The sequence below is a fragment of the Deltaproteobacteria bacterium GWC2_55_46 genome (genome assembly GCA_001595385.3).
Lineage (GTDB): Bacteria > Desulfobacterota > GWC2-55-46 > GWC2-55-46 > GWC2-55-46 > UBA5799.
In genome coordinates this window covers 1,465,307-1,478,493 of sequence record LVEI03000001.1, presented here as the reverse complement: position 1 = coordinate 1,478,493, position 13,187 = coordinate 1,465,307, and the positions used below count along the sequence as shown (strand labels likewise).

12 protein-coding genes and 1 tRNA gene are annotated in these 13,187 nt (G+C 56.0%); 8 read left to right on the top strand and 5 right to left on the bottom strand.

Annotation, left to right across the window (positions count from 1 at the left end; translation table 11 throughout):
- Positions 1-50 precede the first annotated feature (50 nt).
- Entirely contained in the window at positions 51-764 is a 714-nt protein-coding gene (locus tag A2V21_306965) for a hypothetical protein (protein ID OIJ74026.1), read from the top strand.
- Between the two features lie 124 nt (positions 765-888).
- On the opposite strand, the gene A2V21_306960 is transcribed toward A2V21_306965, so the two are convergent.
- The 4 genes from A2V21_306960 to A2V21_306945 form a co-directional block, all read right to left on the bottom strand.
- Positions 889-1,896, bottom strand: a complete 1,008-nt coding sequence (locus A2V21_306960) for a hypothetical protein (GenBank protein OIJ74025.1) — start codon at positions 1,894-1,896, stop codon at positions 889-891.
- A 217-nt stretch (positions 1,897-2,113) separates the two neighbouring features.
- Positions 2,114-3,466 carry a hypothetical protein gene (locus tag A2V21_306955; GenBank protein OIJ74024.1) on the bottom strand — a complete coding sequence of 451 codons (1,353 nt, stop codon included), beginning with the start codon at positions 3,464-3,466 and terminating at the stop codon, positions 2,114-2,116.
- Positions 3,467-3,597: 131 nt separating this feature from the next.
- The gene (locus tag A2V21_306950) at positions 3,598-3,882 is read right to left on the bottom strand and encodes a hypothetical protein (GenBank protein OIJ74023.1); all 285 of its coding nucleotides are present in this window, start codon (positions 3,880-3,882) and stop codon (positions 3,598-3,600) included.
- Positions 3,883-3,959: 77 nt separating this feature from the next.
- A complete protein-coding gene (locus tag A2V21_306945; GenBank protein ID OIJ74022.1) occupies positions 3,960-4,541 on the bottom strand; it encodes a pseudouridine synthase in 582 nt (193 codons plus the stop codon).
- 544 nt (positions 4,542-5,085) lie between these two features.
- On the opposite strand from A2V21_306945, the gene A2V21_306940 reads away from it, so the two are divergent.
- The 6 genes from A2V21_306940 (at position 5,086) to A2V21_306915 (ending at position 11,690) form a co-directional block, all read left to right on the top strand.
- Positions 5,086-6,891 (top strand): hypothetical protein, encoded by a 1,806-nt coding sequence (locus A2V21_306940; GenBank protein OIJ74021.1) that lies wholly within the window; start codon positions 5,086-5,088, stop codon positions 6,889-6,891.
- Positions 6,892-6,956: 65 nt separating this feature from the next.
- A complete protein-coding gene (locus A2V21_306935) occupies positions 6,957-7,403 on the top strand; it encodes a hypothetical protein (GenBank protein ID OIJ74020.1) in 447 nt (148 codons plus the stop codon).
- A 56-nt stretch (positions 7,404-7,459) separates the two neighbouring features.
- On the top strand, positions 7,460-9,292 hold the full coding sequence (locus A2V21_306930) for a hypothetical protein (protein ID OIJ74019.1): 1,833 nt from the start codon (positions 7,460-7,462) through the stop codon (positions 9,290-9,292).
- Between the two features lie 140 nt (positions 9,293-9,432).
- Positions 9,433-10,047, top strand: a complete 615-nt coding sequence (locus A2V21_306925; GenBank protein OIJ74018.1) for a hypothetical protein — start codon at positions 9,433-9,435, stop codon at positions 10,045-10,047.
- A gap of 70 nt (positions 10,048-10,117) precedes the next feature.
- Positions 10,118-11,176 carry a hypothetical protein gene (locus tag A2V21_306920; protein OIJ74017.1) on the top strand — a complete coding sequence of 353 codons (1,059 nt, stop codon included), beginning with the start codon at positions 10,118-10,120 and terminating at the stop codon, positions 11,174-11,176.
- A 16-nt stretch (positions 11,177-11,192) separates the two neighbouring features.
- Positions 11,193-11,690 carry a hypothetical protein gene (locus A2V21_306915; GenBank protein ID OIJ74016.1) on the top strand — a complete coding sequence of 166 codons (498 nt, stop codon included), beginning with the start codon at positions 11,193-11,195 and terminating at the stop codon, positions 11,688-11,690.
- Between the two features lie 17 nt (positions 11,691-11,707).
- On the opposite strand, the gene A2V21_306910 is transcribed toward A2V21_306915, so the two are convergent.
- A tRNA-Leu gene (locus A2V21_306910) sits at positions 11,708-11,794 on the bottom strand.
- Between the two features lie 124 nt (positions 11,795-11,918).
- Between A2V21_306910 and A2V21_306905 the strand changes: the two genes are divergently transcribed.
- Positions 11,919-13,166: a hypothetical protein gene (locus tag A2V21_306905; protein OIJ74015.1), complete on the top strand. Its 1,248-nt coding sequence runs from the start codon at positions 11,919-11,921 to the stop codon at positions 13,164-13,166.
- The last annotated feature ends 21 nt before the right edge of the window (positions 13,167-13,187 follow it).

The following is a 13,187-nucleotide window of genomic DNA, read 5'->3' as shown; positions in this document are numbered from 1 at the left end:
CCTTTTGAAACGGATGGACTCTTTGATTCCAAAAAAGTTATAATCTCCCCATGGCGGAAGTGGCACAGACAAAGGCGTCTTTCTCCGCGGTCTGCGTGGAGCGCTGCGGCGGGATATGCTGTGACCCCTGGTGGGGGATAATCTCTTATCCAGTAGTTAAGGAGGGAGGGCTTGAGAACATCTCAGTCTTCAGGGCAGATGTGCTCAAGGGCATAAGGGCCCGCCTCCAGCGGATAACCGACGCGTATAAGACGTCGGAAGCCCCGCAGAGGCCGCTTTTCGGTACGCCTGAGAAGTATAATGTCATCGTAAAGGATATAAGGGCAACAGGTGAAGTACTGACGATAAACCTCATCGCGATGTTCGCCTTCAAATGCCGTTTTCTCTCGGATGACAAGTCATGCTCGATTCATCCCTCAATAACCGGGCGTGATATCAGGCCACCCCATTGCGGGTGGCTCGGCGCGCCTGAGGCCCGCCAGGGTGAACGCGGTTACTGCAGGATAATAGACGATGCTGGTTCAGGGGACGAGGCTGCGATAGCCAGGGCCATAGAAGCTGAGAGGAAGGCCTCGGCTAAAAGCCTGGCAGAGGGTGTTGCGAGCGCGGAAGAGGCAGCTCAAAAGGTCGTTGATACTATAAGGGGATGGTGCGCAACAAATTCCCCCAACCTTCTTCCGGTTGAGCGCCCGGCGGAGCCCGGACGGAATGACCCCTGCTGGTGCGGCAGCGGCTCCAAATTCAAGAGGTGCCACGGAAGGTGATCTTTCCACTTAAATACATAGCCCTTCATCCCGGCCTTCTCCCGGAGGGAGAAGGAGGAAAAGCCCTACAGGATGAAATGGAAAAAGGGCTGGACCGTATCGGTCCAGCCCTTTTTTTGTTCTCCTATTTGCCGAGAAGGCCGGCGAAAAACCCACTTTTCCTGTCAGTAGAGTCGATAAGAGCAACGTTCGTGCCGCATACCCTGTAGTTGAATACCTCTTCTGCCGTCCCGGAGCGGGTCTGTTTGATCGTCGTACGGGCGCAGCCCGCGTCGTCAGTATTATTGTAGTGCCCCTCATACTTCGCGCCAAGGCCTGTCTTTATAAAGTCGAACTTGAGCTCGCTCAGATCTACCGCCATCGCCTCCATCATGCGGGTTTCAACCGAAGGGTCTGGGCTCGGGTCTTCTTTGGATGAACGTTCAAGACGCGCCAGCTTCTCACGCTCGCCGGACTTGATGTAATCGACCGACTCAAGCCCCCTGTCCTGGCGGAAGTAGAACTTTTTCTCTCCGTCAGGGTCGTACTGATAGTCCTTCTCGACTATGAACCTGTTCTCTCCCTCGCAGGCGAAGAACCAGGGGTCCTTTGTATCGCCGGAGGAAAGTAGGTAATCGAAGGCCTCCTCCGAAGGCACCTCCACCAGCCGTACGAACCTGCCGAACCTCCTGGATATTACTATCGAATGGCTCCCCTGCTCCTTTTTGCAAAGCGCGTACATGTACTGATAGACATCGATGCTCCCAAGCCCGCCTTCTATCCTTCCGTCGGGCGGCGCGGAGAGCTCTTCGAAAGGCGGCAGGGCAGCTATCTTGTAAGCTACAGGCTGGGCCTCTTCGCTTTTTATCCTGTAAAGAGGGTTTTTTCCCTGGGTAAGGTCTTCTGAGGCCTCGAAGATAGCGCCGCATTTCATTGCTGCGCCTTCCTTTACGAGCCCGGCCCCGATATATTCAGAGCAGAGGGCCTCGAGCCCCTTAAGGGCCTGGCCGTCCGCGGCTTTTACTATGGTAGTGTGGTCGTCGACCGAATAGAGCGTCTCGACGGTCCCGGTCCCGATAAGCCGTTCCCTCAGGCTCTGCTCCCCGGCATATGCCCCATTGCCGATCAATGCCATTGCCAAGAGTATCGGCAACAGGATCTTTTGATTACGCATACGGCCCTCCTTGACTTTTATCTTTCGGTTACAATGCAAAAAACTTTAGCCTCTTCCCGCAAGGTTGTTTATAGCAAGGAGGATGCCAAAGGCAAAGTAACCCGGATTACAGTTATCTTTTAATTAGAATCGATATTCGGGAGATGTCAATGGTGGGGAGAGCGCTCCATAATTATGGAACGGCTTCCATATTATGCTATTCCAGGCCGTAGGACCGTATCTTTGTAAGCAGGGTCTTGTAATCGACCCGCAAGCTGGAGGCTGTCCTCGTCTTATTCCCTGAGGAGAGCTTTAACGCCTGTTTTATAGCGGCTTTTTCGGCCTCCCTTGCCGCTGTCGCGGATACCTCCTTAAGGGGCAGGACGCGGTCGAACGGAGCCTGGGCATCATGGCAAGAGAGAAGGTCAAGGTGCGCTGGAGAGAGCTCGCCTCCGGCTGCCACCAGGGCGGCCCGCCGCATGACGTTTTTAAGCTCGCGGATGTTTCCCGGCCAGGCGTGGCTGAGGAGGGCGGCAAGCGCGGGCCCTGTTACGGCGATATCGGGCCTTTTTAGCTCCTCGCAGGCCTCGGAGAGGAACTTCCCGGCCAAAAAAGATATGTCCTCCGACCTCTCCCTCAGTGGTGGTAGCGTCACGGTATACTCGTTCAGCCTGAAGAACAGGTCTTCCCTGAACCTTTTTTCCTTTACGAGCCCCCTCAGGTCTTTGTTCGAGGCGGTGATTATCCGGACGTCTACCGGGATAGGCCTGCTCGACCCGACCCTGCATATCTGCTTTGCCTCGACCGCCCCGAGGAGCCTGGCCTGGACAGAGGCCGAGGTGTTCTCAAGCTCGTCGATGAAAAGGGTGCCTTTGGAGGCCGCCTCGAAATAACCGCTTCTCGCCTTCTCTGCCCCTGTAAAGGCGCCTTTTTCAGAGCCGAATAGCTCGCTTTCGATGAGCGTTTCAGGCATCGCCCCGATATCTACCCGCACGAAAGGGCCTTGCGCCCTCATGCTCATGCTGTGGATGAGCCCCGCGACCATCGATTTGCCGGTGCCGGTCTCGCCCTGGATGATGACGGAGAAATCACTTGCCGCCACTCTTACGAGCTGCGGGATTATCTCTTTTATGGCCTCGCTCCTGCCGAGCGTCCACTCGACGGAAGCGCCTACGGCCGACTTGAGCCTCCCGACCTCCCTTTCAAGCTCGAGCTTCTCTATGGCCTTGCGGATGATGATCGAGAGCGTTTCCAGCTCCGGCGGTTTTGTTATGAAGTCATAGGCCCCGGATTTTATCGCCGCAACGGCGACATGGATATCGGCATGGGCCGTGAGGAAGATGACAGGCACAGCCGGGTCGATATCCCTCAGGGCCCTGAAGGTCTCGAAGCCGTCGATGCCCGGCATGCGGTGGTCAAGCAGGACCGCGTGCGGCCGTACCTTCAAAAAGGCGTCGATGCCAGAGGCGCCATCAGCGGCCTGGAAGGTGGTGAAACCTTTTCCGGAGAGAAGCTCAGAGAGGACCTCCCTGATATTCTCCTCGTCGTCTATTATGAGGACCTTGCGCATATTGCCCCCACAGGGCGGTTTTTTTGAAAGAACTCGAGATGAATTGGTCTTGAAGGGGAGTCGTGGAGAGGAATAGCCTGATATTTTCGAGCATACTAAAATCCGGACTTTAAATCAAGGGCTGCTCCGTATCAGGCCAGTTTGATTAAAGCCAATAAGAGGGCAATGGCCGCGAGGGCGCCGAGAGCGTAAAGGGCAGAAGAGAGCCGTCTGACCGATCTTTTCAACTCTTCGACCTCGGCTTCAATCCTTTCTACCCTGAACTCCATCGCGGCAAGGCGGTCTTTAAGCCCCTCGTCAGGCTCAGGGCCGCGCTCTTGCCTGATCGAGCCCAGTACCGCTCGGGAGACCTTGATGACCCTCTTTCCTGTGACGATGAGGCCAACGAGCCTTGCGGCGGCGGACCAAAGAGGCATGCGCTTCACCCGTTAAATAATACGTAAGAGTTCATAACGGCAAGTATATATCACATGGCAGTGGAGAAGCAACAAGGCTATCTTATAAGCAGTGCTTCAGGGAAGGGCGCCTCCTTCCACTCGCCGGGTTTTAGCCCCCCAAGCTCCCATGGGCCGACCTTAAGCCTTATGAGCCTCAGGGTGGGGAAGCCCGCGGCGGCTGTCATGCGCCGCACCTGCCTGTTCCTGCCCTCTGTTATCGTGATCCTGAGCCAGCTATCAGGGACGTTCTTCCTGAACCTTATCGGCGGCACGCGCGGCCAAATCTGAGGGTCGCTGACAGTTTCGACCAACGCTTTCTGGGTCATGCCGTCTTTTAACAGCACCCCGCGCCTTAGCCTGTCGAGGGCCTCTTTATCCGGCGCGCCCTCTACCTGGACGAGGTAGCTCTTCGGGAGCTTATGCCTTGGCTCTGCTATGAGGCTTTGCAGACGCCCGTTGTTCGTGAGTAAGACGAGCCCTTCGCTGTCGTAATCGAGCCTCCCGGCGGCGTAGACGTCCCTGAAGGGTATGAAGTCTGCCAGTGTAGCTCGCCCAGCGCTATCGGTGAACTGGCAGAGGACGTTGAAGGGCTTATTGAAGAGTATCAGGCGCACCCGCCCCTGTACCTGTTTATTCATCTGTCCGGATCTCAATGACGCCTCCCTGCTACAGCAGATACGTTATCCCGACTACTGTTGTCAAGACAGAACTGCGGTGGCCGTGCCCTCCCTGGACCTCATAACTCTCCGTAAAAAGTCTTTACAGGCAAGACGGCGACCGCTTGACCGGAGGATCAGAGAACGCGAAAAGGGGCGTTACTAATGAGCTTTATAAATGGAGAGATGGCTCCTGCAGAAAGATACACTGCAAAGTCCCTGTAAAGCTTTTTAACAACCCGGAAATGTGCCCGGGAGAAAAAGACAGGTAAGTAGATGAGATAAAGGCTTGGCACGGCGCTTGCTAAACAACATGCCATACAGATCAGGCCGTGGCATTCGCGTAGCGATATCTCTGGCAAGGGATGCGGCTTAGGGGGTGGGCGGGCCTTGCGGTTTGTTTTATACACGGGTCCGCGGCAGGGGGTTGGCGATCCTGAGAAAGGAGGAGGTGAGCGCGGGGGAGTCTCTTGCGTGAACAGGCGACGTTCAAACCTTAACAACAAACAACCAAGGAGGAAGCAAAATGACTTTAAGAAAGGCGTTTGCACTCGCTGTAGGCATAACCCTGGCAGGCAGTGGGGCGGCGTTCGCAGGCTCGGCGGCCCTCTCTGATTCCGAGATGGACAGGGTAAGCGCCCAGGGCATCCAGACCATTGTGAACGAGAGCAATTTTCCTGTAGCCGACCAGAACAACAACCTCGATTCCGTTCAGCTGAACGACTTCGCTCAGGAGAGCAGCAACGTCGAAGGGCTAATAAACTCGGCGGTAAGCGCCGTCAACGCCTCTGCCAACCTCCTCTACAGCGGCCCAGCGACCTCCTCTGGAATAGAGCAGGAGAACGACAACACGGCCAAGAACCATGTGAACGACTCGTTTGCATTTAATAACGACGCATACGCGCAGAACCTCAACAAGCAGACACAGTACGTTAACAATGACGAGTTCTCAGTTATAGAAGGGCAGGATAACAACAACAACTCTGTCCAGATGAACGACAACGCACAGCAGAACTCAGAGGGCGTAAGCGTCCAGAACTCGGCCTTCAGCGCCAACAACTTCGGCCTCAATATCTACAGCTCTGACTCAGGCAATATCGCCGGCGGTGATATCACCCAGACCAACACCCAGCACGCCTACAACATGAACAACACCGCAAATGGCGAGGTAAACGCATTCGCCCAGAACTATGAGGAAGGCCTCATCACTCAACTGGTAGTCAATGACTTTTTCTCAGTGATCGTGGACCAGGACAACAACAACAACTCGGTCCAGGTGAACGACCAGGCCCAGCAGAACGCCCTCGTTGACTCGCTCGTCAATACCGCCAAGTCGGCGACCAACACCGGCGCGAACCTCGCCACGGTGGGCGACGTTACCGGAACGGACATCTACCAGACCAACACCGCTGTAGCTGAAAACCACGTGAACGACGCGTTTGCCTTTGACGGGGACGCATACGCCAATAACTACAACAAGCAGACCCAGAACGTCATTAACGGTGATTTCTCCGTTGTAGTGAGCCAGGAGAACAACAACAATTCGGTCCAGGTAAACAACGACGCGCAGGAGAACGTATCGGCGGTGCTCCTCGAGAATTCGGCCTCCTCCGCCGTGAACGCCGGGCTGAACGTCCTGAACGTAGGGGACATCACCAATAGCGATGACACCATCTACCAGAAAAACGTCCAGACCGCCGAGAACTTCAACAACTACGCCGACGGCGGCGAAGACGCCACTGCCAGCAATAAAGAGACCGCGGCAAGCCCCGGGCAGTTAATCATAAACGAAGACGTTGCTGTCATCTTAGACCAGAATAACAACAACAACTCCGTACAGCTTAACGACAACGCCCAGCAGTACGTGACCGTCGACAAGCTCATAAATTCGGCAAACTCCGCGGTGAACGTCGGGCAGAACCTCATCAACTGGGACTGGACGGTCGGCGACGTGACTAACTCCATTATCCATCAGGAGAACACGCAGACCGCTAAGAACCACTATAATGACGCCTTCGCGTCTGACGAGATAGCGACCGCCGAGAACGCCTACAAGCAGACCCAGTGGATCGCAAATAACGCCGATACCGTGCTCATTGGTACCCAGGACAACAACATGAACTCTGTCCAGCTGAACGACAACGCCCAGAGGTACGCGAGCGCGGTAGTCCTCATAAACTCAGCGGCGTCCGCTGTGAACGCCGGGTTGAACGTCGTTAACGCCGGGACCCTCAGCCAGACCTGCGTAAAACAGTTCAACACCAATACCGCGGTCAACTACTCCAACTTTGCGGACGGCGGGACCTTCGCCTACGCCGTGAACAGGAACTAAGACGGGGCTGAACCACTGGAAGGAGGGGGCGTAATAGCCCCCTCCTTCAAATAAAGGGAGGAGAAATGAAAAGACTCGCCTTCACAATCTGGGCATTCTTGTCCCTGTGGCTTATGGCCCCGCAGGCCGACGGCGCCATTCACAGGCTTTCTGACGAGTACCTTGACACGGTCCACGCCCAGGGGCTCATCGTCTACCTCGACTACAACATGTTCGTCCCGAACCTCGACGGCACCCTTGACCTTAGCCAGGTCATCGCGGGCGCTACCCTGCCTGGAAGCGCCTCACAGACCCTGGGGAATGGCGCAACGGGTATACAGAACGGGGTGCAGCTCAACGACAACGCGCAGAGCAACCTGAACTCGCTGTTGAACCTGAACGCCGCCAATAGCGCCGTGCCTATCGGGATAAACATAACCGTCATCAACGGCGACAACAACGGCGCAGTGAACCAGACCAACACCTCGCTAGGCATCCTTAACAGCCTTCTCGTATGGAGCGGTACGCTGTAAAAGCGGCATGGGGGATTGAACGCAGCTTAACAACAAACAACCAAGGAGGAAGCAAAATGACTTTAAGAAAGGCGTTCGCACTCGCTGTAGGCATAACACTGGCAGGCAGTGGGACGGCGTTCGCAGGCTCGGCGGCCCTCTCTGATTCCGAGATGGACAGGGTAAGCGCCCAGGGCATCCAGACCATTGTGAACGAGAGCAATTTTCCTGTAGCCGACCAGAACAACAACCTCGATTCCGTTCAGCTGAACGACTTCGCTCAGGAGAGCAGCAATGTCGAAGGGCTAATCAACTCGGCGGTAAGCGCCGTCAACGCCTCGGCCAACCTCCTCTACAGCGGCCCAGCGACCTCCTCTGGAATAGAGCAGGAGAACGACAACACGGCCAAGAACCATGTGAATGACTCGTTTGCATTTAATAACGACGCATACGCGCAGAACCTCAACAAGCAGACCCAGGATGTGAATAATAGCTTCCTTGTGACTATCGAGGACCAGGAGAACAACAACAACTCTGTCCAGATGAACGACAACGCACAGCAGAACTCAGAGGGCGTAAGCGTCCTGAACTCGGCCTTCAGCGCCAACAACTTCGGCCTCAATATCTACAGCTCTGACTCAGGCAACATCGCCGGCGGTGATATCACCCAGACCAACACCCAGCGCGCCTACAACATGAATAACACCGCTGACGCCGAAGACGGTGCCGCGTACGCCCAGAACTATGAGGAAGGGGTCGTCACCCAGCGGATAGAGAATTCCTTCCTGGACACCACCATAGAATACCAGGACAACAACAACAACTCGGTCCAGGTGAACGACGACGCCCAGCAGAACGCCCTCGTTGATTCGCTCGTCAATACCGCCAAGTCGGCGACCAACACCGGCGCGAACCTCGCCACTGTGGGCAACGTTACCGGCACGGACATCTACCAGACCAACACCGCTGTAGCTGAAAACCATGTGAACGACGCGTTTTCTGTTGACGGGGACGCATACGCGGAGAACCAAAACAAGCAGACACAGCACGTCCACAACGGGGAGTTCCCTGTAACGGCTCAGCTTACGACCGTTATAGAGGACCAGGAGAATAACAATAACTCGGTCCAGCTGAACGACAACGCGCAGGAGAACGTATCCGCTGTGCTCCTCGAGAACTCGGCCTCCTCTGCCGTGAACGCCGGGCTGAACGTCCTGGACGTAGGCGACATCACCAATAGCGATGACACCATCTACCAGAAAAACGTCCAGACCGCCGAGAACTTCGATAACTACGCCGACGGCGGTACTGACGCGAAGGCCAGGAACTGGGAGACATCCGACGACCCGGGGCAGTATATCGCGAATAACTACGCTATAATCTACGACCAGGACAACAATAACAACTCGGTCCAGGTGAACGACAATGCCCAGCAGTACGTGACCGTGGACAAGCTTATAAACTCGGCCAACTCCGCGGTGAACGTCGGGCAGAACCTCATCAACTGGGACAACGCCGGCGGCGACGTGACCAACTCCGTTATCCATCAGGAGAACACGCAGACCGCGAAGAACCACTACAACGACGCGTTCGCGCTTGAAGGCGAAGCGACGGCAAAGAACAAGTACAAGCAGACCCAGGTCGTGGAGAACTACTTTGCCACCGACCTGAGCAATGGGACCCAGGACAACAACATGAACTCGGTCCAGCTGAATGACAACGCCCAGCGCTACGCGAGCGCGGTCGTCCTCATAAACTCAGCGGCGTCCGCTGTGAACGCCGGGTTGAACGTCATTAACGCCGGGACCCTCAGCCAGACCTGCGTGAAACAGTTCAACACCAATACCGCGGTCAACTACTCCAACGTCGCGGACGGCGGTACCTTTGCCTACGCCGTGAACAAGAACTAAGACCGTCTTGAAGACCGGAGGGAGGGGCTTAAAGCCCCTCCCTCCACTTTTACGGAGGGGAAATGACAAGAGCCGCATTTTTAGCCTGGACTATTCTGGCCTTTTTTCTCGCGCCCCTCGCCGCCGGAGAGGCCGTTGCAATGGAATACCGGATAACAGCGGGAGGTATGGCCTTCACTAAAGAGATAAGGAACGTCTGGGAGATGCGCACCTCTGGCGTGGTGATGCAGAAGTTCGATTACAGCTGCGGGTCGGCGGCGATGGCTACACTTCTTAATATCCTCGGAGACACGGTTCGGGAAGACGAGGTCATAGACGGGATCCTGCGCAAGGGAGACATCGCCCAGATAGTGGCGAGGAAGGGGTTCTCGATACTGGACCTTAAGAGGTTCGCCTCAGAGAGGGGCTATAAGGCGGAAGGGTACAAGGCCGACGGCATAGAGGAGCTTGCGAAGGCCAACACAGCCGTGCTCCTGCCGATAGTCATAAATAATTACAAGCATTTCGTCGTCTTCAGGGGGATAAAAGGCGACAGGGTCCAGCTCGCTGACCCGGCCAAGGGCAACCTGACCCTGCCGGTCTACCAGTTCAGCGACTACTGGTACGAGAATATCTTTCTACTGGTGAACAGGGAAGGCGAGCCGGAGCCCGGCTTCAGGCGGGCCGACGCGCCATACATGGAAGAGCTCTGGAGATTTCTCCAGCCTCCTCCCCACTTTTTTCAGCACGGCATAAACGACTTGAGAAGGTTCTGAGGCGGGGCGGTTGCGTCCTCCTGAAACCGGTATATACTCTTTGCACATCTCGATCGCGGTTGGAGGATGGATGAAGAAGGCTCTTTGGGTTTGTTTTTCAGTAACCCTTTTTCTGTTTTTTATCTTCACGGCTGACTCAAAGGCGGATGAGGCGGTCCAACAGGCGCCAACAGACCCTGACCAGGCCAAGGAGGCCCTCAAGGGGGAGCACCATACCCCGGTATCCACTGACGCGAGGAGGGGCGGGTTGCTCCTTCCCCAGGGCAAGTTCGCGCTCGATCTGGGCTTGTCTTACGCCCACTTCTCCGAGAGCCAGATATACGTAGACGGGTTCGCCCTGCTTCCGGTGCTCGTCATCGGCGAGGTAACGGTAGAGAAGATAAAAAGGGATATCTTCATAATCTCTCCCACCGGCAAGGTCGGAATAACCGACAGGGTGCAGCTCGAGCTGACGGTCCCGTACAGGTACCAGAGGGAGAGCTTTTTCAGGCCGGACGTGGCGGTCGGTGAGGACGAGGTGATCAATTACGACCAGGGCAAGGGTGACATATACGGCACCGTACTCGTCCATGCCCTGCAGGAGACCGCGACCATGCCGCATCTGCTGGCCGGTCTTACCTTCAAATCGAGGACAGGGCAGAGCGTATTCGAGATAGACCCCACAAAGGGCGAGATGCCCATGGGCACGGGCTTTAATTCGCTCAAGGGGACGCTCTCATTCATAAAAAGCTCGGACCCGGCGGTCGTCTTCCTCAACCTGGGCTACACACACAGCTTCCCGAGGAAGAATACGCTATTCGTTGCGGAGCAGGACCCGGATACGCAGGAGATAGTCTACGTAAGCAGGCAGCTCAAACTCTCTCCGGGCGATGCCTACGAGTTTGGTTTCGGCGCGGCATACGCGTTGAGCTACAGGCTTTCGGTCAACATGCAATACCAGCACAGCCTCACCCTTGAGACACAGAAGGACGGGGAGAGGATAGCGGGCTCGCTTATAAACGCCTCCTCCATACGCCTCGGCGGGAACTGGGCGTGGAGCGACAAGCTTTCTATCGACCTCTCGACCACCTTCGGCCTTACCAGTGACGCGCCGGACGATGTATTGGAGCTGAGGCTGTCATTCCATTAGCAAAGGGAGTCTTTATATGAGACTGGTTTTTGTTTTGGCGATCCTTCTTGTCTCTTCAACGGCCTGGGCGTTCGACGTGAAAAAAGAGCTTGAAGGCAAGGGGATGAAAAAGGAGCTGATTAATAACCTGAACAACAGCTGCCTTGAGGCGCTGGACTACGACTTCAAAAAGGGGAACAGCTACTGGAACACCCTCTGGAACAAGCAGAGCGAGATGGCGCTCGTCGATTTCCTGCAGGGGACGAAGCATTACTCGCTTACGCTCCTGCCCATGAAAGACGGCTCGTGCCAGGCCTCGCGGACGGTGACCGCCTACTGGACGAACACCTGCGGCGCGCTCGCGGAAAAGTACAGGCAAAACTATCCGGCCGGGAGCATCAATATCAGGAAGAGGGAGAATGTATACGCCTGGATATCAAGCTCCAGGGGGACCGATATCTACCTTTACAACGTGCCGAACGGGTGCGTGGAGGTCTTCAGGGAATTTTACGTAAGGACGCCTAAAAAGAAGTGAAGCTTTATAGGTTTTAATGGTGCCCGAGGCCGGGGTCGAACCGGCACGGTGTTGCCACCTCGGGATTTTAAGTCCCGTGCGTCTGCCAATTCCGCCACTCGGGCATATCTTCAGGAAAGGCTGTATTTAGCAATAACAGATATCCGGGGCCCTGTCAACATCGGACCCCGGTCTTTTATTGACGAATAGCTGAAGCGGTTAAAATACAAACTCAAGGGGGCGGGTGTGATGAGGGTAAATCTATCAGTGGTCTATGTGGGGCTCATCTTCCTCGCGGTCTCGTTTTTCATGCCGCAGGACGCCGGGGCCATCCCGGCCTTTTCGCGGCAGACGGGGATGGCGTGCAGCTCATGCCATTTTCAGCATTTCCCGGCTCTTAACGCCTTTGGCCGCTCCTTCAAGGCGGGTGGATATACGATGACTGGCGGACAGAGCATGATAGAAGGTGACTTCCTCTCGCTCCCCTCTGTCTTGAACGCCAGCCTGGTAACGAAGATACGCTTCCAGAAGAGGAACGGAGGCACAGATGCCGGGGAAGCGGGCGAGCTTAACAAGGGGTCGCTTCAGTTCCCCGATGAGGCAGCCCTCCTGCTCGGCGGCAGGGTAGGCGAGCACGCGGGTTTCCTCCTTGAGGCCGCGATAAAGGAAGGCGAGCCGCTATTCACCTCATTCAAGTTGCCCTTTGTCTTCGCTCTCGGCGGGGGCGGGACGAATATTAGCGTAGTCCCGTTCACTACCGATGGGCTCGGCGCAGCTTACGGACTGGAGCTATTAAATACCGGTTCGCTTCGCCACCAGCGCTTCCTTGAGCACCGTACAGAGACCTCGGCCCAGCAATACATCGGCACAGCGACAGAGGCCACGGGTTTGACCTTTGCCGCTGTCAACAGCCTCTGGTTCGCCAATTATACCCTCTGGGCGAACGAGCATCCAGCTGAGACGGGAAATTCGATATCGTCAGGGCCATATCTGCATTACGCCAGGTTAGCCTTTACGCCTACATTCGCAGGATGGGACCTGGGGTTTGGCGGACAAGTCTGGGGTGGCGTGGAGAAGAACCTTGAAGACGGCGTTGTGACCAGAAAGAAGGCAGAGGCATGGGCCATTGACGCGCAGGCGCAGGGCGGTGTGGGCGCGCTGCCTGTCGGCGTATACCTGACCTATGGCAAGGCCCCGTCATCCAGCGATGACCCCAACATATTCAACGAGACAGGTACCGGAGACAAGAGCGCCTGGACTGTCGCCGCGGAGGTAGGCGTGATAGCGCAGAAGCTTACGGTAGCCGCGGTCTACCGCGACGGAAATAGCGGGGCCGCCGGAGATGACACGGATGACGCTACCACGCTGGGGGTGGTCTATACGCCGATCCAGAATCTTCAGGTCCAGCTCGACCACACATGGTACACCGGGGATGGAGGACCGACCCCGGATGAGGGGAATAATCTTACCACCCTCATGCTCTTTGCCGCGTTTTAACAGGCTGCTGAAAAAGCACAA

Excerpts from the sequence above, each read along its gene's own strand:
- A2V21_306965 (OIJ74026.1), top strand. The coding sequence starts at position 51 with ATGGCGGAAGTGGCACAGACAAAGGCGTCTTTCTCCGCGGTCTGCGTG.
- A2V21_306955 (OIJ74024.1), bottom strand. The coding sequence starts at position 3,466 with ATGCGCAAGGTCCTCATAATAGACGACGAGGAGAATATCAGGGAGGTC.
- A2V21_306950 (OIJ74023.1), bottom strand. The coding sequence starts at position 3,882 with ATGCCTCTTTGGTCCGCCGCCGCAAGGCTCGTTGGCCTCATCGTCACA.
- A2V21_306945 (OIJ74022.1), bottom strand. The coding sequence starts at position 4,541 with ATGAATAAACAGGTACAGGGGCGGGTGCGCCTGATACTCTTCAATAAG.
- A2V21_306940 (OIJ74021.1), top strand. The coding sequence starts at position 5,086 with ATGACTTTAAGAAAGGCGTTTGCACTCGCTGTAGGCATAACCCTGGCA.
- A2V21_306935 (OIJ74020.1), top strand. The coding sequence starts at position 6,957 with ATGAAAAGACTCGCCTTCACAATCTGGGCATTCTTGTCCCTGTGGCTT.
- A2V21_306930 (OIJ74019.1), top strand. The coding sequence starts at position 7,460 with ATGACTTTAAGAAAGGCGTTCGCACTCGCTGTAGGCATAACACTGGCA.
- A2V21_306925 (OIJ74018.1), top strand. The coding sequence starts at position 9,433 with ATGGAATACCGGATAACAGCGGGAGGTATGGCCTTCACTAAAGAGATA.
- A2V21_306920 (OIJ74017.1), top strand. The coding sequence starts at position 10,118 with ATGAAGAAGGCTCTTTGGGTTTGTTTTTCAGTAACCCTTTTTCTGTTT.
- A2V21_306915 (OIJ74016.1), top strand. The coding sequence starts at position 11,193 with ATGAGACTGGTTTTTGTTTTGGCGATCCTTCTTGTCTCTTCAACGGCC.
- A2V21_306905 (OIJ74015.1), top strand. The coding sequence starts at position 11,919 with ATGAGGGTAAATCTATCAGTGGTCTATGTGGGGCTCATCTTCCTCGCG.